Here is a 19,756-nt window from a genome sequence, read left to right as displayed (position 1 = left end):
ATGCGTATACCCGGCAACGGCATGCTGTGCAGACGCAGTGCTTTCCGTGGGCGGGGAAACATTCTGCAACGCCGGAGGAATACGAATGCTTGATCCCAAAGAGTGCATCCTGTACAGCGGTGGTGCCCGCGGAACGGAAACCTGCTTCGGTGAAACCGCCGAAAAGTACGGCCTTCAGGAAGTGAATTACAGCTTTGAAGGGCACAAGATAGACCGCACCAGAGGCGTGCGCGTCCTCACCAGCGAAGAACTCGCCCTCAAGGACGTGAGCCTTACCTATGTTTCCCGGCTCATGAACCGCAACTATTCCACCGCTCCCGTCTTCCGCAAGGTGCTGCAGTCCATATGCTGGCAGGTCTCCAGCGGGCACGAGGTTTTTGTGGTGGGCGATATCCAGGAAGACGGCACTGTCAAGGGCGGCACCGGATGGGGAGCGGAATTCGCCAAAATCTGCAACAAGCTGCTCTTTGTGTTCGACCAGACCCGGAACGCTTGGTTCCATTGGGAAAAGAACAAATGGGAACAGGTGGAAGCCCCCGTGATAACCCATCGCCACTTCACCGCGACCGGAACCCGATTCATTGATGAAAACGGGGTTCAGGCCATAGAGGCGTTGTTCGCGCGGTCTTTCTCATAACGCGACACTCACCCTTCCGCCGGAACCTCAGGGTTCCGGCTTTTTTTTTTGCCCCCGCCATACGCCGGGGCACAGGAGCACATGTCATGGGGTATATGACAGACAAAAATACAACGGCAGGCGTAGCCGCCGCTGGCGGGGCCTTTGTTTTATGGGGGCTGCTGCCCCTCTACTGGCAGTTGCTGCACAATGTGCCGGCAACGGAAATCCTGTGCCACCGTATTGCGTGGTCCGTGGTCTTTGTGGGCATTCTGCTCACCTGCACCGGAAGATGGCACGAACTGCGCACAGCTCTGCACTCCAAAAAAACCCAGCTCACCATGACATGCAGCAGCATCCTCATCGGCGTAAACTGGTGGCTGTACATATGGGCTGTGAACAACGGCCGGGTGCTGGAAACAAGCCTTGGCTACTATATTAACCCGCTGGTCAACGTGCTGCTGGGCTTTGTCTTCTTCCGCGAAAGGCTTCGTCCGTGGCAAAAAGCGGCTATCCTGCTGGCGGGCGCGGGCGTTGTTTACCGGCTCCTGCATCTGGGCGAACTGCCATGGGTTGCGCTCACCCTCGCCTTTTCGTTCAGCCTGTACGGCCTGCTGCGCAAGGTGGTGCATGTGGAATCCATTCCCGGCCTTATGTTTGAAACCCTGCTGCTCACTCCCGTGGCACTCGGCTACCTGATCATGCTGCACGTGCAGGGCACGGGGGTATTCGGGCAGACCGGCACGGCGCAGACCCTGCTGCTCATGGGCGCGGGAATAACAACATCGCTGCCGCTGGTGGGCTTCGCATTCGGTGCCCGGCGCATACGGCTGGCAACGCTCGGTCTGCTGCAATACGCAGCCCCCAGCATCGCCTTTCTACTGGGTGTTTTTGTCTTCAAAGAAGAGTTCACCACCGTGCACCTTGTTTCCTTTGTCTGCATATGGACCGCCCTTGCCCTGTATACGGCAGAAGGGCTCAGGGCTGCCCGGCGGTAAATCGCCCTGCGCCGTGTAGAGTATTGCCTTATTCCCTGCAAGCAAGTACACTGTATACAAGTTCCCGTCTGTATGCAGGGGGAGGAGGTAGCCATGGGACAGGTAGGAAGCGTTGTTGCCCTTTCCGGCCGTGTCGTCGCCGTGCTTAACGGTGCGGAACGCGTGCTTGAAAACGGAAGCGATGTGTTTGAGGGCGAGATCATCAGAACCGGAGACGGTGCCTCCGTGGAGGTTCGCTTTGCGGACAACACCGTTCTGTCTCAGGGCCCTTCCAGCGAACTCACGGTAGACTCCTATGTCTACGACCCCAATGCCCCGGCCGGGGGCGGCTTTCTTTTTAAAATGGCGCAGGGCACCTACCGCATGGCCACCGGCCAGATTGCGGAAGACAACCCGGACGGTGTGCGTCTGGAATCTCCCCTTGCCACCATCGGCATCCGCGGCACCATTACCGTCTCGCAAATTCTCCCCAACGGGCAGGAAATCCACGGCGCAGAAGACCTTACCGGCGGCCGCTCCATCCTCATCTCCGACCAGTTCGGCAACCAGCAGCTCATAACCTTTCCCACCGGCGGCGTTCCGCTTGCCCCGGGCCAGCCCATGGGGCAGGTGTTCACCCTGCCGCAAAGCTTTTTCGAGGCCATCCGCTCCAATGCTCCGCTCACTTCGCAGGGCGAGCCGCCCACGCAGGGGGCTCCCGGCGATGAAGGCGGCAGCCAGCAGGATGGTGCAGGCGGCGGTGATGGCGCAGGCAGCTCTGACGGCGGCCCGGATGGCGGTGGCGGCGACGCAGCAGGAGGAGCAGCCGGAACAGGCGGTGAAGGCGGTTCCGGTGAGGATATTGGCGAAAGCCCCCTGCAGACCGGCGGCGACCTGCCTCCTGAAGGCGATCTGCAAGGATTCGGACAGGGGCTTGGCCCCGATGCAGGAACAGGGGGAACGGGCGACCCAACAGGCGGCACGGGCCTGCCGGGCGGACAAACAGGGCTGGGCGGCCCGGGTGGATTGGGCGGAGCAACCGGACCGGGTGGTCTGGGTGGCCCGGGCGGGTTGGGCGGATTGGGCGGCACCGGCGGTCAATCGCTCGGACTGATCGGCGGCAACCCTGCGCAGGGCCTGCTGGGCGGTCTGGGCGGCGGTTTAGGCGGTGGTTTAGGTGGAGGCCTTGGCGGTGGTTTAGGTGGGGGCCTTGGCGGAGGCGGCCTGGGCGGCAATTCCGGTCTGCTCGGCTCCTTCTTTCAGAATGCGCCGCTGCCGACACCTCCCTCACAGCCTCCGACAACGCCCTCAACCAACAATAACGATACCGTACCGGGAACAACGCCTCCTCCCACCACGCAGGGAGATGTCGCCATAAAACTCGGCACGCAGGGGCCAGACAGAATTATCGGCACCAATGGAACAGACCTGCTGTACGGACTGGGCGGCGATGACACCCTCATAGGGCTGCGCGGCATGGACCTTCTGAACGGCGGTGCGGGCAATGATATGCTCTGGGGGTACAAAGAAGGTCACTCTTCCCAGACAGATCTGATACTCACCATGAATCTTCAGGACGACTTTGGCGGCTCTCCGGATATCACTGACGGCATGGCGGCAGACCTTAACGGAGACGGACGCGCCGATGCCGTTTTTCTCGTAGACACCGGCACTTCCACGACTTTGGGGTGGAAGTCTGTCAGCTTCAACCCCAATACCGGAACTGCTACGGTCACTAACCATCTCATAGACAACAGCCTTCCCACCCTGTCGGGCGGCAGCGTGATGGATGTGAGTGATATCGACGGAGACGGCGATCTGGATATCCTTGTCGGCAGTTCCGATGGAATACACCTCTACCAGAACAACGGATCAGGATCGTTTACAAAAATTTCTGACTTCATAGAGGGGCCCTTCCCCGACATGAGTATGTTTGTCGTTGCCGATGTGGACGGCAACGGCAGCAAGGATGTGGTTGTGCGCCATGATGCTTATCTCTCTTGGGTTTCTAATGGCAATTGGAACAACATCCTTCCGATTGATGAACTGGGCACATCGCCCCATGACATCTTGGAAGTGGCCGAGCTGAATGCCGCAGATAGCAATTATAAGGAAGTGGTCGCCATAGACTCTGACGGTTATCTGTGGGTGTACCATTACAACGGCTCCACCTGGGACAGCGTAAGTCTGGCCGGTGCAAGCAGTGTCAGCAACATTGCCCTTGGCGATGTGAACGGCGATGGAAAGATTGATCTGGTTGCCGCCATAGGCAGTGAGGTGAAGGTATTCCTCGGCAACGGAACCACCTTTGAATCCAGCCCTTATGTTATTCTCGATGACTTTGACGGCCCGGTCAACTCTGTTGCGCTGGCCCATATGAACGCCGGTTCTCCCGGCGGGGACAACTATCTGGATATCGTGGCATCCACCTCCACCACCGTGTCCGTCTTCCTTAATCAGGGTGGCGGAACGGTATTCCCGCAGCTTGATGTGCTGCGGGACCTGAACAACATCACGGATGTAACCATCGGCGACTTCAATGGCGATGGCTACGCCAATGACCTTGCCGTCGGCATTGGAGATGCCACCATTGCCATCTACGAGAACCTGCTGCGCGAAGCTGCCATGAACACGGTGGACTACAGCGAATCGGACCGCTCCGTGGGAATGTACATCAATATCAATTTAGATGAAGGGTATGCATCGGGCGAAAACGATGAATTCGATGAACTCTATCTCATCGGCAACGTACAGGGCAGCCAGCACAACGATACAATTTACGGCAACGTGCTGAACAACCTGCTCAACGGGATGGGCGGCAACGACTCTATCTATGGCGGGGCGGGGCACGACACCATTCTGGGCGGCGCGGGCAATGACACCATTATAGGCGGTCTGGGACGGGACTACCTTGTGGGCGGCGCGGGCAATGATGTCTTCAAGTATGATAATCCCAATGAAGGCGGCGACACCATAGCCGACTTCACCAAGGGCGAAGATTCCTTCCTGTTCTTTGGGGGCGCCTTCGGCAACCTGAACATGGGCCAACTGAGCAGCAGCCACTTCGCCACCGTTTCCACTCCATATACAGGCGACGCGTTCAGCGCAACGCCGGGCTTTGTCTACGAACAGACTTCCGGCAAACTCTATTACGAAAACTCAGATGGAGACGGAACCCACATTGCCACTGTCAACCCATCCGTCCCGCTCTCGCATGAGGATATTATCATCGCTTCAACTACATAGAACCTCTGTTCAGAACAGCACCAAAACCACACGCGCCCCCGCCCGGCATCTCCGGGCGGGGGCGCTTTTCTGCATCATCCAAACCGCATTATTGCCGCCGTGCCCGCCAAGAAAAGGTTGGGCACACTGCCGCCGCTCCCGGCAAACAGAAAATTCCGGCACGCCCGGCACAACATGACCGGACGAACACGAGGAGCAGGACGGGCAAAACCGGATAAACTGAATTGACTGAACCGGTTGAACTGGCTGATTCGCCTGAATTGAAGCGCCTTACCGCTCCTGCAATGAAAACGACAGCGACGTCATGAACGGCGAGAGGATATACTCCAGCACGGTCCGGGTTCCTGTGTGTATGGAGCACATGACCCGCATACCGGGATAAAGACAGTAGGTGTCGTCTCCGCGTTCAAAGCAGGCCTGTTCCGTCTCTACCCGCACCTTGTAGAAGGTGTTTCCCTCGCGGTCCACAAAGGCATCCGGCGAAACCAGCACCACCTTGCCATCCAGCATGCCAAAACGGCGTGCATCGGCCGATGCCAGCGATATGCGCGCATCCTGCCCGGTTGCCACATAGCCGATATCCTGAATGGGCAGATGCGCCTCCACCACCAGCTTGTCGGAAGAGGGAACCACCACCAGCACGGTGCCCCCCGGTTCCACCACTTCTCCGGGCGAAGCAACTCCCAGTTGCTTCACCACGCCGTCCACCGGCGAACGCAGCACGGTGCGCAGAAGGGTATCCTCAAATTTTTTCATCCGCTCGACAAACTCTTCATATTCCCGCTGCACCTTGCGCTGCTCCTCGCGTGCCCGCTGGCGAAATTCCGATTCGGTCCGCTCAAGCGCCGCCTTGGCTTCCTCTTGCTGGGAGCGCAGCCGGGCAAGATTGGCCTTGTCCTGTTCTATGCGGCTTTCCAGATTGTTCACCTCACGTTGCAGCTTCAGATACTGCAACTCAGTGGCAAGCTGATCACGGTACAACTCTTCAGTAATGCCCAGTTCCTTGCGCATCAGCACCAGTGCGTCGCGGTCCTTGGCAATGCGCACCAGCACACTGCGCACCTCGTGCTCGGTCTGCACCACCTGTTGCGAACGTTCCGCCAACTGGCCTGCCACAGAACTCATAATGCTCTCAAAGAGCTCGCGCGCGGCAGCCACTTTTTCGGGCTGCTCCCGTACCAGCTCGGGCGGGAATACCAGTGTCCGGCTCATGTCCGCCATGGCCTGCAAGCGAACCATGTCCACAGTGAGGGAGGCAAGGCGAACCCGTATTTCCTCCACGGAAGAGCCCTGCTGCACCCCCTGCAACACCACCAGTTCCTGTCCTTCCCGCACCACCTCGCCTTCACGCACCCGAATCTCGCTGACAATGCCGCCTTCCAGATGCTGCACCCGCTTCACAAGGGACGAAGGAACCACCTCCCCTTCTGCCACGCTCACAATATCCAGCCTGCCCACGGCAGCCCAGAGCAGAAAGGCAAGGCAGCCGCCAATGCATATCCACAGAAATACCCGGGTGGTGCCGAGGCCCGCTGTGTCTTGTACGCTGCTCATGAACGGGTCTCCCCTTGCGTGCCCTGACCGGGTTCTTCCGTGCCCACGGGTTCGTCCCCGGCGCTGTCTTTTGCGGGCCCGGCCTTTCCGGTGCTGTTCTTTTCTGTGCTATCCTTTCCCATGCCCGCCTGTCCCGCCTGTCCCGCCTGTCCGATCTGTCCCGCCTGTCCGATCTGTCCCGCCTGTCCGATCTGTCCGGCCTGTCGGGCCACATCCCTGTCCGCCGCAGCCGGGGGAACAGGCGGCGTGCCGCCCTGTGCCGGAGCGCCTATGCCGGAAACGGTTTCCAGCGGAGTCCCGGCATCCGGACCGGGGGTTCCATTCTCCGAGGCAGGGTACGGAACAGGCGCAACAACGGCCCCGTTACCGCCTGCCGGGGCACGGCGTGCCACCAACGGTCTGGGTTTTATGCCAAGGTCAAGCTTCTGCCCGGCAACGCGCTCAAGGTCCGCGTCTGTGGAAACAACCACCACCGTCCGCCCTTCACGAAGCATCTGCACAATACAGCGCAGTGCGGCCTTGCGGCCCTGCGCGTCCAGCCCCTCCGTGGGTTCGTCCAGAATAACCAGCCTTCCGTCCGTGACCATGGCCCTTGCCAGCGCCAGCCTGCGCCGTATGCCTACCGAAAGGGTTCTTCCGGCATCTTCCAGCACCGTGTCCAGCCCGGCGGGCAGAGAAAAAATGTAAGAGGCCAGATCGGCGGCATTCAGGGCGGTGTTGAGAACGGCATTGAGTTCTGCTTCATCCTTCCTCTCCTGCCCATCCCGCAAGGATCCCGCATCAACCTTAAGAACAGGGGAGCCGTCAGAGACGGATGCCTCCGCCGTCTGCCGCCCCAGCAGGGGCATGAGAATATTCTCGCGGATGGTGGCGGGCATGAATGCGGGTTCCTGCGGCAGGTACCGAATCTGCCCGCGCCACCAGTCAGGGGCTATCTGCCGCAGGGTCACGCCGTCTGCAACGATATCTCCCCTGCCCGGCTCAACCAGCCCGGCGAGCATCCGGGCGAAGGTGGTTTTGCCGCTGCCGTTGGGGCCCTGCACAATGGTGAGCATCCCCGGTTCCATCACCACGTTGAGCGATTCGAACAGCGGGGAATGGCTCCCCGACCAGCCGAACCCCACATCGCGAAATTCCACCCGCCCCTTAAAGCTCTGCTTGGCCGTGCCTGAGGCAGGCTCCTGCGGCAGAGCCAAAAAACGGTCCAGATCGGCCTGGGCTGTCCGGGCACGGGCGCATAGTCCCAATGCGGAAGCGAACCCGGCCGCAACGCCCACGGCACGGGAGGTGAGGATATTCGCGCCTATGAGCACCCCCACGCTGATGTCGCCGTTCACCACCTGCATGGCACCTATGGCATATACCGCCACGCTTTGCAGCAGAACCACCGTGGCGGTAGAACTTTTGCTTCCTTCGCGCAGAAAGGCCAGACGCAGACGCAGCGGTTCAGCACGGCGCGTGCGTTCCGTCCACGCCCTGCGCACAAAGGCTGCGGCCCGGAAGACGCGCACCGTGTCCGCACCGTCTATGGCGGCGGCGTTCATGCGTCTGCGCTCCGCCTCTTCGTGCTCCAGTGTTCTGAAATGGACAGACTGCCCCGTGTTGCCCGCATGGGCGAGAACTCCCACGGCCACCATGCCCAGTGCGCCCACAAGGGCCAGCAGGGGAGAAAGCAGAAAGGTGACCAGCAGGTACAGCACGGCAAAGGGGGCGTCCAGCACCTGCATCACAATGCCGGGCTCACGGGCGGAACGTACCGTGGCAAGGCGGGCAGGCACCTCGTGCGCCGCACGCACCACCTCCGGCCCCAATGCCTGTGCCCGTATACGCAGAATGATCTCGTGGCACGCGGCAGAAAGCCGTTCTTCCGCATCACCCATCACCACGGCGGCAAGGCGGGGCCGCAGGAGGGTAAAGGCATAGAGCATGGCCACCGCCACCAGCATGCCCACGGTCAGCGTGACCAGCGTGCCGTCAAACCCAAAGGTGACATAGCGGTTCAGCACCTGAATGACAAACACCGGCGAAGCCAGATTGAGCAGCGTGACAAAAAAGGTTGCCAGCAGCAACTCCATGGCGGGCACGGGCCGTTGCGCCATACGACGGAATATTTCTTTCACCTGGGCACCATCCCGTTGAAATATCTACTGCCCAAGCTGTATACCGCATCAGCAACCGTGGCAACGGGCGCGGGCATGCCGGGCAGACATACTCTCTTATCGGACAGCCAGCGCACCTCTGTAGGCTTCGCGTACAGCGTGCGCCCACCGTTGCACATCAAATCCCGCCGGACTGTGCGCTCCGGGGTCAATCCCGCTGTCCAGCACCCCGGCATACGCCGGTACAAGCCATGTGCCCGCCCGCTGCGAAGCAGCCATATAGATGTGGGCCAGCCGTGCGTACTGCGCCTCTGTCACGCCAGCCTCGCCCTGCTGCGGCAGCACCAGCACATGCAGAAAACGCCCTTTGGCGCGGGCTCCGGCATACTCCAGTTCAAACCGCGTTGCCCGCAAGGGGGTAAAAAAATCCACCAGCGTCACCGATCTGCCGTTGGGCCACACGGCCACATGCCAGCAGGGCAGCGGCAGGGGCACGGCTCCAGAAATGACAGGTCTCGGCGCAGTTGCTCCCGGGCGCACTGCGGCGTGTCCTTCCTTTCCCTCCGCAGGGGGCGATACCGGAGCCGGTTTTCCCGCAAGGCACGGCCCAGCCCCTTCAATACCGGCAATGCTCCCTGCCGTGCCATGGCGCAAAACGCCGTGCAGCACGAAATACCGCGCCGCCTCTCCGCCGGAAAGCGACACCCGCAGCCGCAGAGGACCGCCCACGGCCTCGTCCGTTATTCTGCGGGAAAAGAAAAACCGTTCCAGCGCCTCAGCGGGAATACCGAATTCCGTTCCCAGCAGGGCGTCAAAGGTGGAAGGAAGCGAGTGGGAACCCGCACTGCTCCCCTGCGGCGTCAGCAGGCACTGCCCCTGTTCCACTGCGGCTCCGCGAAAGGACATGTCCGCCGCAACCCACGGGCAATCCGCAGGGCCAAAGGCTCCCGCCGTCCCGGCCCACGCACACAAGGCAAGAGCTAGCAATAAAGACAAGACTCGTATCATCAAACATCCTGCCATATCAGCGCGTTGAAGAAAGAAAAAAAGAAAGAAAGCCTGCGCGTTACCGCACTCTGCTCAAACCGTACGCCTGCATTGTTCCGCAAACGATGGAAACCGGGCCGGAACATTCCCTGCTCCTGCCCCTTGCTTCCTGCACCCTGCATCGCGGCATCATTGTTTATCCACCCGCCGGCATGAACATTTTCCGCAGCCGGAAACATGTTGCCCGCAGCTGCCCGCCCTTTGCGCATGGTGGGCAGCAACAAGAAACGCCTTGCGTTTTAGCCGTGTTACCGGCAGGTTGGAGCATTCACGGAGAACACATGCACAGACTGGCTGGTTACGGATACGTTCTTCTGGCAGCCGCCCTGTGGGCACTGCTGGGACCGGTGGCAAAGTTCGGCCTTGCCGTGGACATGGCACCGCTGGAGATAGCTTTCTGGCGCGCCACGCTCGGCGGCGTGCTTTTTGCCATTCACGCCCGCCGCCACAACCTCACGCGGGTTCGCCGCAAAGACATGCCCGTGTTCCTGCTCTTCGGGCTTGTGGGAGTGGCCCTGTTCTTCGGCTCATACCAGCTTGCGGTGCAGGGAGCGGGAGCCGCACTGGCCTCCATTCTGCTGTACACCGCCCCGGCGTGGGTGGCCCTGCTCTCCCGCGTGTTCTTCCGCGAGACAATAACCCACGGCAAGCTGCTCGCGCTGGCACTGTCCATGACAGGTGCCGCTCTGGTCTGCCTTTCCGGCTCGGGAGCCGGGCACACGGTTACGGCTTCGGGCATTCTGTTCGGGCTGCTCTCGGGTTTTACCTACTCACTGCATTATATTTTTGGCAAGACGTATCTCAAGGATTATTCCTCCGTCACGTTGTACATGTGGTGTCTGCCCGTTGGGGCGCTTGCGCTGTGGCCGTGGGTTACATTTTCCGCGCCCACAGTCACGGGCGTGACTGTCATAGCCGTTCTGGGCGGTGTCTGCACCTACGGAGCCTACTACGCCTATTGCGAGGGGCTGAAGCGTCTGGAAGCCACCCGCGTGGCGGTTATAGCCAATGCAGAACCGGTGCTGGCAGCTATACTCGCCCTGTGGTGGTGGGACGAGTTGCTTTCTCCCTCCGGGTATCTCGGCGGCATGCTGGTGCTGGCGGCCGTGGTGCTCATTGTACTGGACGGGAAAAACCGCAGACACGCAGCCTGAGCAGTCCCATGAAGAGCATCTTTCGCGCCGCGTACAAGAAAGCCCTTCACACCGTGGGCGCGGAATGCTACTCTGATAAATATTTCTTTCATACCTGCGGCTTCCGTGCGAAGGCCCCCGGCTGCCCGTAAGGCCTGACCACGAACTGCCGCCACAGATGCAAAGGGGATTCCCGTGGCAGAAAAGAACACCTCTGCAAAGCCGGGGGGTAAACCCGGTGGTAAGAAGCGCTTAACCATCATTATTCTGGTGGCCTTGCTAGCCTTGGCGGCCATAGGGGTGATGCGCGAGAACATGCGTAAGGAAGCGCCGGATGAAGGGCAGATGCGCGTGCAACTGCCGGGCTCGGCACAGCCGGATAACGCCCTTGCCGTTCCGGAAGATGCGACCAACAGCACGGGTAATGCTACCGCCCAGCGGCCTCCCGCCGGAGAGCAGCCTGCTCAGACGGGGCAGCCTGCGGCACAGCCGGCCGATGCGCATGTGGGCGTTGTCATGCCCAAGGTGGACAGCGACTCCATCATCCTTCCGCTCTTCATTGAAGACCTGGCAAAATACCTCGTCAGCGGCTACTACCCCGCCAACGCATCGCCCGCCACGGAAAAAGGCGGCGTGATCAGCCTTGGCCCAAAGAACCTGAACATGCGCTACGGGGTGGATATGACCGGCCTTTCATGGTCCGGTGATGATGTGCGCAAGGGCAGACAATCCGTGCTGCGCTATATTCTTACCCCCACCATGGCAGACGCCCTATACCGGCTGTATGTGGATAAGTTCATGAGCGCGGTGGAAGCCGAAGCCAAACAACTTGTGCGTGATGTGGAAGGCGAGGAACGCCCCCTTACCCGGCGCGAGATAAAGGAAATGCACCTGCTGCTGGCGCAAAAGGTCATGGCCACGGCGGGCGTGCTGCGCGCCTGCGCCATTATGGAAGATGCCATGGTACGGGTGGACAGCCTGCATATGGCCACCCGCGCCGCTTTCAGCGCCAACGAGCGCTTTCAGGTCACGCTCCACCAGTATCAGGAACTGGCGGACAACGGCGGCGACCCTGCCGCCATAGCGGATGCCAAAAAAGCCATGGATACGGCAGGCAAGACCTACCAGCAGGCCATCATGCAGCGGGAGCGCACCAAAGAATCGCTTGCCAACGCCCTGCGCAAATATAAGTGGGTGTCCATGCAGGATGATGCGGCCAACATCTACGTTGCCCAGTGGGTCTTCCGGCGGGTGCAGGACAATCCCCGGGTATTCCCCGCGCTTATGACGGTGCACGAACGCCTTCTTGATCTGGCGGAACGGCTGGAAAAACGCTCCGCCCTGTAATGCCAACCTTCCGGCGGCGCATCGGCACTCTGGCTGACGCGCCGCCTTTTTCATTTCCGGAAGCCACATGAGCAAAGATTACGAACCGAGAATGCATTCCGCCGAGCACATTCTCAACCAGACCATGGTACGCATGTTCGGTTGCGGACGCTGCTTTTCTGCGCACCTGAACAAAAAGAAATCCAAATGCGACTACCACTTTCCCCGCCCCCTGAGCGAAGAAGAGGTGCGCGCGCTTGAACAGGCGGTGAACGAACACATAGCGGCGGGCCTTGCCGTGACTGAGGAGATACTGGACAGGCGAACGGCAGCCGAAGTATACAGCCTCGACAGGTTGCCCGACAACGCTGTCTCCACCGTGCGCATCGTCCGCATAGGCGACTACGATGCCTGCCCGTGCATTGGAGAGCATGTGGCGAACACCTCGGAAATAGGAACGTTCACCATCATCTCGCAGGACCATGCGGATGGCGTGCTGCGCCTGCGCTTTAAGCTGAAAGAAGCCGGATAACCCAACAATCAACCGCCTCCGCAGGATACGCTGCATGTATACCCCCATCCGTCGGCCCCTTGCCGTCCTTGCCCTGTGCTCTCTTTTGGCTCTTGCCGTCCTTCTCGGCGGCTGCATTCCCCAACGTCAGGCTCCCGCAGTGCCCGATGTCAATGCCACGGCCATTCCCCTTCAGGCACCGCTCACCGTCATGGACGGCGCGGACTTTGCCGTTTTTACCAAGCGGTTTCTCCCGGAACTGGTCAGACGCAAAATTCTGGACCCGCAGGGACGCCCCGTGCCCGATACACCGCTGCTTCTGCACGGCACCGAACTGCCTGACGGTGAATACCGCCCGGAATCGTACGGCAAGGAAATCTACCACCGTCTGTCCTTGCGCTACATGTGGTCCGCAGAAGAACGGGAAACCGTTCAGGATACCGTCACCCACGCCAGCCTGCCCTCATCCGGCGAGACTGTGACCATCGACGAATCCTCCCTTGTGGTGGTGGGAGAATTCAGCACAGATATCTATAAGCTTGTCGCCCTGCTGGACTGGAACGGCGACGGCATGCGGGACTGGCTGGTGCGCTACCGCTTCAAACCCAGCGTGGACGAACCTTCTTCCTCGCGCATGCTGATCATAGAAGCCTCCGGACCGGAAGGGATGCTGGAGGCGCAGGTGATAGAAGCGGTAGAATGCACGCCGGAAGGCTGCAACAGTTACACCGGCACCGCGTTGCCCGCCATTCTGGGTTACGACCCCACCCCCGCCGGCGAAAAGATGGAGGCTGCGCAGCACGCTCCTTCCGACTCCGCCGGAACACCTCTCCCCCAGTAATTCCACCTGTCACGCCAGTCTGGACAGTCCCGGCAGCCCCGTAGCCAGACCCGCAGACCACATGGCGCGATGCACACCGGAATGAGCCGGGGCACACAATACCCCCGCAGACAGCATACGCACCTGACATACAAAACCCACCCTAGGTTGCGGAATACAAAAAAGGACGGAAGAGCATGGCTCCCCGTCCTTTTTTGTAGCATACGCGCTGCACAAGTAACGGGAAAAACACCGCTTCCGCCCGCAGCCCCCTGTGGCCCCACGCCGCACATACGTTGCCGCGCCTTTACGGAACACCGCGCACTGCCCTGCCTTTCAGTCATTCCAGCTTTCAGGAATGCCAAAACGTATTCCTTTTTTGCATACTAAAAATTTTATCCATACCCCTATTGTGTTATTTTTTTAAAAAACGTAACACAAAACCCAGCCGGACAAAGCCAGTGATGTTCGGCTGTCCTGTCAAAAGTGTATTGAACTGGCGCAATAACCACATCAAGGAGTTGGTTATGTCTGGAAACACGGGCAAAGTCCCGGCTTACCTGTCCGGCCTGAAGCCCCCGGCAAAAGGTTCGGAAGTCACCATGGAAGGGGTGCGCTACAAAATTTCCGCCCCGAAAGGCATCGACCCTTCCGACATCTTCTTTGTCCAGGTGGACAAGGAAGCCTGTCAGGGATGCGGCGAGTGTGAGGCGCACTGCCCCACCGGAGCCATTCAGGAGATGTACGAAAGCGGCGAACGCGGCATCGTTGATCCTGCGGCCTGCATCAACTGCGGACAGTGTCTTGCCAACTGTCCCTTCGGCGCGATTCACGAAGAAGTCTCGTATGTGGGCGAGATCTTCGAAAAGCTCAAAGACCCGAACACCGTCGTCGTCTCCATGCCTGCACCCGCCGTCCGCTACGGGCTTGGCGAATGCTTCGGCATGCCCACAGGTGCATACGTGGGCGGCAAAATGCATTCCGCGCTGCGTCAGCTCGGCTTCGACCTTATCTGGGATAACGAGTGGACCGCCGACGTCACCATCATGGAAGAGGGCACGGAACTGTTACAGCGCGTAAAGACCGGCAACATGCCCCTCCCGCAGTTCACCTCCTGCTGCCCCGGCTGGGTCAAGTTTGCCGAAACCTACTACCCCGACCTGAACAACCACCTCTCCACCTGCAAGTCGCCCATAGGCATGCTCGGCCCTCTGGCCAAGACCTACGGTGCCAAGCAGACCGGCATTGAGGGCAAAAAGATGTACACTGTGTCCATCATGCCCTGCGTTGCCAAGAAATATGAAGGGCTGCGCCCGGAACTGAAGGCAAGCGGATTCCGCGATATCGACGCTACCATCAACACCCGTGAACTGGCGTGGATGATCAAGCAGGCCGGAATAGACTTTGCCTCGCTGCCCAGCGAAGAGCCGGACCCGGCACTGGGCATGTCTACCGGTGCGGCCACCATCTTCGGCACCAGCGGTGGCGTAATGGAAGCTGCCCTGCGCCTTGCGTATGAAGTGCTCTCCGGCGACAAGCTGTCCAATCCCGACATCAAGGTCGTGCGCACGCACAACGGCATTAACGCCGCAGACATTGATGTGCCCAACTTCGGCACCGTGAAGGTAGCCGTGGTAAGCGGTCTGCAAAACGCAGCCAAGCTGTGCGAAGAAGTGCGCGCAGGCAAGTCGCCCTATCATTTCATAGAAGTGATGACCTGCCCCGGCGGCTGCGTAAACGGCGGCGGGCAGCCCCTTGAGCCGGGCATGCTCCAGACATCGCTGTTCAAGAGCACCATCGCCAAAATCAACCGCCGCTTCACGCAGCGGCGCGTCGGGTAGGAGGAAGCCGTGAAAAACATCGCAACCATGACCAGACGCGGCTTCATCAAGCTGGCCGGATTCACGTGCGGATACGCCGTTCTCGGGTTCAACGTCACCCGCGAGGCGTTCGCCTCTGCGCTGGAGTTTGTGGGCATACGCCAGCAGTCCGTCTATGACGCGGACAGCAAGATATACTCCATCCGCAAATCGCAGGAAAACCCCATGATCACGAAGCTCTACGCCAAAGACGGCTTCCTGCATGAAGGCCCCTGCGGACACGAATCGCATCACCTGCTGCACACGCACTACTATGACCGCAGCGACCGCCTGAAGGCCCTGAAGGCCAAGGGCATCAAGCTCTCTCTGTAACGACGCCGTAATCCTACGGGCAGCCTGCGGGAAGGATTATCTGAACCAGAGGGCCTGCCCTTTCCTTAAGAAAGGAAGACCACCATATGCGATGCTTCACAGCCACGCCCGTATGGACCTAACGACGCCAGCGACACCGGAACGGATACAAATGGATAAGCGAATGGGTGTTGTCAGCATTATCGTAGGGAACCGGGAAAAGGACGCCGGAACCGTTAACGACATTCTCAGCAGGCACGGAGAAATTATCCTTGCCCGCATGGGGTTGCCCTGTCGTGAACGCGGCCTCAGCGTCATAGCCGTCATCATCGAGGCGACTACGGATCAGGTGGGTGCCCTGACCGGACAACTCGGAAGGCTGGCAAGCGTTAAAGTAAAAGCATCTGTCGTGTAGCCATCAAAGGGCACACGGCAAGCACATATGGAGGGGTCTCATGACACTCGGCAGCAAGGAACTGAAGAATTTTATTGATGAACAGGCCATAGCGCAAACCATAGAAGCCACGAACAACCCCGCACCGTCAAAGGTACGGGAAATACTGGCAAAATCGCGCGAGGCAAAGGGGCTGACCATTGAGGAAACGTCTGTACTGCTGCAGGCAGACGATCCGGAGTTGCGGGCAGAACTGTTCTCCACCGCACGCGAGGTAAAAAAAGCCATCTACGGCAACAGGCTTGTGCTGTTCGCGCCGCTGTATATTACCAACGAATGCGGCAACCGTTGCGCGTACTGCGGCTTTAATGTGGAGAATAAAGATCTGGAACGGCGCACACTCACCGATGAGGAAATACGCCGCGAAGTATACGCGCTGGAAGACATGGGGCACAAACGCCTGCTGCTGGTCTACGGCGAACACCCCCGGTTCGGGGCAGACTGGATGGCCGATACCATCCGCGTGGTGTACGACACAGTCTCAGAAAAAAGCGGCGAAATCCGCCGTGTGAATATTAACTGCGCACCGCAGGAAGTGGAAGGGTTCCGCAAACTGCACGAGGCAGGCATAGGCACCTACCAGTGTTTTCAGGAGACCTACCACAGGGCAACCTACGAATCCCTGCACAAGGGCGGGCGCAAAAAAGATTTCCTGTGGCGGCTGCATGCCATGCACCGCGCCATGGAGGCAGGCATAGACGATGTGGGCATGGGTGCCCTGTTCGGCCTGTACGACTACCGGTTTGAAGTTCTGGGGCTGCTCGCTCACGCGGCCGAGCTTGAAAAACACTTTGGCGTGGGCCCGCACACGCTCTCTTTCCCGCGGCTGGAACCGGCACAGAATGCGGAAATAGCCTATCATCCGCCCTGTCCCATCCCGAATGAACGGTTCAAGCAGATGGTCGCCGTACTCCGGCTGGCTGTTCCGTATACCGGACTTATTTTGAGCACCCGCGAAGAACCTACGCTGCGGCGTTCGCTACTGGACCTCGGCGTATCCCAGCTCAGTGCAGGTTCCCGCACCTACCCGGGAGCGTACTCAGATCCCGCCTACGACCGGCCCGAGGTACAGCAGTTCTGCGTTGGCGACAACCGGAGCCTTGATGAGGTTATCCGCGAAGTCGTCGGGCAGGGCTGGATTCCTTCCTGGTGCACAGCCTGCTACCGGCTTGGCAGAACGGGTGAACACTTCATGGAATTGGCCAAAAAAGGGTTCATTCAGGAATTCTGCAAGCCCAACGCACTGCTCACCTTCAAGGAGTACCTGCAGGACTACGCCACCGCGCCCACCCGCGCGGCGGGCGATGCGCTGGTCGAACGCGAGGTTGAGGACTTTCCGGAAGCACGACGTGACCTTATCGCCTCGCGCCTGCAACGCATAGCGCAGGGCGAACGGGATCTGTACATCTAGGCGCGCGACAGCACCGCGCGTCTTACACGGCAGGGCATCGCATGCGCGGGCCCAACGCGGCCAAGCCCTCCGGGCGGGACGGTTTCATCCCCCATTCCGCCCGGAGCGGCATACAAGCCCGCCTACCCCTCTCCCGTCACACCCGGCGGGAAGGAAAGGCAACCGTGGTTGGTACATCCCATAGGCACGCCCCGGGGAACACCCCACCCGCAGAACGGCGGGAACCGGAACAGCACTCCGGTTCCCCCGCTCTGTGAAGGTGCCCGCCACAAACCACTCACCCAACGGACCAATCCCATGATACGCACCGAATCCGACGCATTGGGAAGCATGCAGCTGCCCGCAGATGCGCTATACGGCATACACACTGCGCGGGCCATGGAGAATTTCCCCCTCTCAGGGTACAGGCTGCCCGCCATGTTCATCCGCGCGTACGCAGAGGTCAAACTGGCATGCGTGCGGGTGAACGCCGGACTGGGCCATCTGCCCCCCGCAGTGGCAGGTGCTCTGGAAGCCGCCTGCCATGAAATGATTTCCGGTCTGCATCACGGCCAGATCGTGGTAGACGCCTTTCAGGGCGGAGCCGGAACATCCACCAACATGAACGTGAACGAGGTTCTTGCCAACCGCGCGGCACAGTTGCTCGGCCATGCACCGGGGAGCGGGGCCGTGCACCCACTTGACCACGCCAACCTACATCAGTCCACCAACGATACCTACCCCACCGCTCTCAAGGTGGCCACGCTCCACGGCCTTAAAAAACTGGAGCAGCCGATAACCCAGTTGCAGGAAACATTACAGCGCAAGGAGCAGGACTTTGACCACGTTGTCCGCCTTGCCAGAACCCAATTGCAGGATGCCGTCCCCATTACGGCGGGCATGACGTTCGGGGCATGGGCAGAGGCCATTGCCCGCGACCGCTGGCGCATCTTCAAATGCCGTGAACGCATCCGGCAGGTCAATCTGGGCGGAACCGCCGTAGGCACAGGGCTTGGTGCCCCGCGTGACTTCATCTTCAAGGCTGCGGAAGAACTGCGGAGCATTACGGGTCTTGGCATCTCGCGGGCAGAGAATCTGGTAGACGCCACGCAAAACCTTGACCCCTTTGTGGAAGTTTCCGGCATGCTCAAGGCATGCGCCGTTAACCTGCTGAAAATCTGCACAGATGCCCGCCTGCTCGCCAGCGGCCCTGCCGCAGGAATAGGCGAGATGGTGCTTCCCGCTGTGCAGGCAGGCTCCACCATCATGCCGGGCAAGGTAAATCCGGTTATTCCGGAGGCGGTTTCGCAGGCTGCGCTACGGGTTATGTCCAATGACGCACTCATCGGGCAGGCAGCGGCAATGGGCAATCTGGAACTCAACCAGTTCCTGCCGCTGGTGGCCCACGCGCTTTTGGAATCGCTCCATCTGCTGCACAACGCGGTCATAAAGCTGCATGAACGCTGCATGCGCGATGCCCGGCCCGATACGGAACGATGCGCGGCGCATCTGGCCACCGGAGGAACCCTTGCGGCGGTGCTTGTGCCCGCTCTGGGCTATGAGCGCGTGGAACACTTCATCCAAAAGGCCATAAGCACGCACACGCCGCTTGCCGACATAGTGGCTGCCGGACTGAATGTGCCCCGTGAGGCAATAAGCGAGTTGCTGACCGCCAAAAAAATGCGCCAGATGGGCTACACCGCTGAAACGTATGCCGCAGTCAAAGGAAAAACCGATGCGGATGCATGAAGGCACACAATCCCTCATGTTGCCGCAAGCGTTTGCCGCAGCAAAAAGAATCATTCTGCACGCCGCCATCTACGGGCCGTTTGTCCGGTCCGCTCCGCACAGGCAGGCACTGGAAACCGCCGTGCGTAACGGCGCGGCACTCCACGCCATACTGGCTCCCCTGCCCTCTTCAGTCCCGCAAAATCCATGGATCAATGAATTCTGGCAAATGGTGCGGCCCGGTGTTTCCCTGCACTCCGTGGAGCAAGAATGGCAAAACAGCATCGCCCTGTTCCGCGCTCTTGCCGCAACGGCCACATCCGCTGCTGCCGGTGCAACCGTGCTTGCCTACGCAACACAGGCCATGCCGTGCCTGCCCGTTCTGCTGGCAGATGACCGCATCTTTTTCGGACACTACGCACACAGCGCCGTACCCGCACCGCAAGGCGTATGGTGCGCTATGGATGCCCCGGTCGGGAAAATGCTGGCAATCCATTCCTCCAGCACCTCCCCTGCGACTGCCGGAAACACCCAAACGACCGCTCCGGGCAATGAAGAGGCAGACTCCCGCAAACAACCGTTGCCCGAATGGTGGCGGGCACCCGCCCGGCTGGTGGAAGAATGCGTCCATGCCATGCACCACGCGACAAGGATACCCCTTTGAGATACCCTGCGAGATACCCC

Annotated in this window: 16 protein-coding genes; 13 read left to right on the top strand and 3 right to left on the bottom strand. The window is 60.1% G+C overall.

The window, feature by feature from the left end; translation table 11 throughout:
* The first annotated feature begins 85 nt into the window (after positions 1–85).
* From HUV26_RS09570 to HUV26_RS09560, 3 genes are all read left to right on the top strand, one after another.
* The gene (locus HUV26_RS09570; RefSeq protein ID WP_174409880.1) at positions 86–637 is read left to right on the top strand and encodes a hypothetical protein; all 552 of its coding nucleotides are present in this window, start codon (positions 86–88) and stop codon (positions 635–637) included.
* An 86-nt stretch (positions 638–723) separates the two neighbouring features.
* The gene (rarD, locus tag HUV26_RS09565) at positions 724–1,614 is read left to right on the top strand and encodes an EamA family transporter RarD (RefSeq protein ID WP_243451339.1); all 891 of its coding nucleotides are present in this window, start codon (positions 724–726) and stop codon (positions 1,612–1,614) included.
* Positions 1,615–1,707: 93 nt separating this feature from the next.
* Positions 1,708–4,839, top strand: a complete 3,132-nt coding sequence (locus HUV26_RS09560; protein ID WP_174409879.1) for an FG-GAP-like repeat-containing protein — start codon at positions 1,708–1,710, stop codon at positions 4,837–4,839.
* A 270-nt stretch (positions 4,840–5,109) separates the two neighbouring features.
* On the opposite strand, the gene HUV26_RS09555 is transcribed toward HUV26_RS09560, so the two are convergent.
* The 3 genes from HUV26_RS09555 to HUV26_RS09545 form a co-directional block, all read right to left on the bottom strand.
* Positions 5,110–6,393, bottom strand: coding sequence for an HlyD family type I secretion periplasmic adaptor subunit (locus HUV26_RS09555; protein ID WP_174409878.1), 1,284 nt, complete (start codon positions 6,391–6,393; stop codon positions 5,110–5,112).
* Positions 6,390–8,513: an ATP-binding cassette domain-containing protein gene (locus HUV26_RS09550; RefSeq protein WP_174409877.1), complete on the bottom strand. Its 2,124-nt coding sequence runs from the start codon at positions 8,511–8,513 to the stop codon at positions 6,390–6,392. The genes HUV26_RS09555 and HUV26_RS09550 overlap by 4 nt, the downstream gene beginning before the upstream one ends.
* Before the next feature lie 96 nt (positions 8,514–8,609).
* Positions 8,610–9,500, bottom strand: a complete 891-nt coding sequence (locus HUV26_RS09545) for a hypothetical protein (RefSeq protein WP_174409876.1) — start codon at positions 9,498–9,500, stop codon at positions 8,610–8,612.
* Positions 9,501–9,820: 320 nt separating this feature from the next.
* Here HUV26_RS09545 and HUV26_RS09540 point away from each other — a divergent pair, with 320 nt between their 5' ends.
* The 10 genes from HUV26_RS09540 to HUV26_RS09495 all read left to right on the top strand — a co-directional run bounded on the left by HUV26_RS09540 (position 9,821) and on the right by HUV26_RS09495 (position 19,736).
* On the top strand, positions 9,821–10,693 hold the full coding sequence (locus HUV26_RS09540) for a DMT family transporter (protein WP_174409875.1): 873 nt from the start codon (positions 9,821–9,823) through the stop codon (positions 10,691–10,693).
* Positions 10,694–10,867: 174 nt separating this feature from the next.
* Positions 10,868–12,019, top strand: coding sequence for a hypothetical protein (locus HUV26_RS09535; RefSeq protein WP_174409874.1), 1,152 nt, complete (start codon positions 10,868–10,870; stop codon positions 12,017–12,019).
* Between the two features lie 67 nt (positions 12,020–12,086).
* Entirely contained in the window at positions 12,087–12,530 is a 444-nt protein-coding gene (locus HUV26_RS09530) for an alanyl-tRNA editing protein (RefSeq protein ID WP_174409873.1), read from the top strand.
* Positions 12,531–12,564: 34 nt separating this feature from the next.
* Positions 12,565–13,350 (top strand): hypothetical protein, encoded by a 786-nt coding sequence (locus HUV26_RS09525; RefSeq protein WP_174409872.1) that lies wholly within the window; start codon positions 12,565–12,567, stop codon positions 13,348–13,350.
* Positions 13,351–13,856: 506 nt separating this feature from the next.
* On the top strand, positions 13,857–15,170 hold the full coding sequence (locus HUV26_RS09520; RefSeq protein ID WP_174409871.1) for a [FeFe] hydrogenase, group A: 1,314 nt from the start codon (positions 13,857–13,859) through the stop codon (positions 15,168–15,170).
* Positions 15,171–15,179: 9 nt separating this feature from the next.
* Positions 15,180–15,521: an iron hydrogenase small subunit gene (locus HUV26_RS09515; protein WP_243451338.1), complete on the top strand. Its 342-nt coding sequence runs from the start codon at positions 15,180–15,182 to the stop codon at positions 15,519–15,521.
* Between the two features lie 151 nt (positions 15,522–15,672).
* Positions 15,673–15,915 carry a TM1266 family iron-only hydrogenase system putative regulator gene (locus HUV26_RS09510; RefSeq protein WP_174409870.1) on the top strand — a complete coding sequence of 81 codons (243 nt, stop codon included), beginning with the start codon at positions 15,673–15,675 and terminating at the stop codon, positions 15,913–15,915.
* A gap of 40 nt (positions 15,916–15,955) precedes the next feature.
* Complete coding sequence (gene hydG, locus HUV26_RS09505) at positions 15,956–17,365, top strand: [FeFe] hydrogenase H-cluster radical SAM maturase HydG (RefSeq protein WP_174409869.1); 1,410 nt, start codon at positions 15,956–15,958, stop codon at positions 17,363–17,365.
* Between the two features lie 297 nt (positions 17,366–17,662).
* Entirely contained in the window at positions 17,663–19,093 is a 1,431-nt protein-coding gene (locus tag HUV26_RS09500) for an aspartate ammonia-lyase (RefSeq protein ID WP_243451337.1), read from the top strand.
* A complete protein-coding gene (locus tag HUV26_RS09495) occupies positions 19,080–19,736 on the top strand; it encodes a hypothetical protein (RefSeq protein WP_174409868.1) in 657 nt (218 codons plus the stop codon). The genes HUV26_RS09500 and HUV26_RS09495 overlap by 14 nt, the downstream gene beginning before the upstream one ends.
* Positions 19,737–19,756 lie beyond the last annotated feature (20 nt).

Origin of the sequence: Desulfovibrio psychrotolerans (assembly GCF_013340305.1) — a bacterium.
Taxonomy (GTDB): domain Bacteria; phylum Desulfobacterota; class Desulfovibrionia; order Desulfovibrionales; family Desulfovibrionaceae; genus Halodesulfovibrio; species Halodesulfovibrio psychrotolerans.
This window is presented reverse-complemented; position numbering and strand designations above follow the sequence as displayed.

What these genes read in the sequence shown, in the direction of transcription:
- HUV26_RS09570 (WP_174409880.1), top strand. Translation starts at nt 86, where the DNA reads ATGCTTGATCCCAAAGAGTGCATCCTGTACAGCGGTGGTGCCCGCGGA.
- rarD (WP_243451339.1), top strand. Translation starts at nt 724, where the DNA reads ATGGGGTATATGACAGACAAAAATACAACGGCAGGCGTAGCCGCCGCT.
- HUV26_RS09560 (WP_174409879.1), top strand. Translation starts at nt 1,708, where the DNA reads ATGGGACAGGTAGGAAGCGTTGTTGCCCTTTCCGGCCGTGTCGTCGCC.
- HUV26_RS09555 (WP_174409878.1), bottom strand. Translation starts at nt 6,393, where the DNA reads ATGAGCAGCGTACAAGACACAGCGGGCCTCGGCACCACCCGGGTATTT.
- HUV26_RS09545 (WP_174409876.1), bottom strand. Translation starts at nt 9,500, where the DNA reads ATGATACGAGTCTTGTCTTTATTGCTAGCTCTTGCCTTGTGTGCGTGG.
- HUV26_RS09540 (WP_174409875.1), top strand. Translation starts at nt 9,821, where the DNA reads ATGCACAGACTGGCTGGTTACGGATACGTTCTTCTGGCAGCCGCCCTG.
- HUV26_RS09530 (WP_174409873.1), top strand. Translation starts at nt 12,087, where the DNA reads ATGAGCAAAGATTACGAACCGAGAATGCATTCCGCCGAGCACATTCTC.
- HUV26_RS09525 (WP_174409872.1), top strand. Translation starts at nt 12,565, where the DNA reads ATGTATACCCCCATCCGTCGGCCCCTTGCCGTCCTTGCCCTGTGCTCT.
- HUV26_RS09520 (WP_174409871.1), top strand. Translation starts at nt 13,857, where the DNA reads ATGTCTGGAAACACGGGCAAAGTCCCGGCTTACCTGTCCGGCCTGAAG.
- HUV26_RS09510 (WP_174409870.1), top strand. Translation starts at nt 15,673, where the DNA reads ATGGATAAGCGAATGGGTGTTGTCAGCATTATCGTAGGGAACCGGGAA.
- hydG (WP_174409869.1), top strand. Translation starts at nt 15,956, where the DNA reads ATGACACTCGGCAGCAAGGAACTGAAGAATTTTATTGATGAACAGGCC.
- HUV26_RS09500 (WP_243451337.1), top strand. Translation starts at nt 17,663, where the DNA reads ATGATACGCACCGAATCCGACGCATTGGGAAGCATGCAGCTGCCCGCA.
- HUV26_RS09495 (WP_174409868.1), top strand. Translation starts at nt 19,080, where the DNA reads ATGCGGATGCATGAAGGCACACAATCCCTCATGTTGCCGCAAGCGTTT.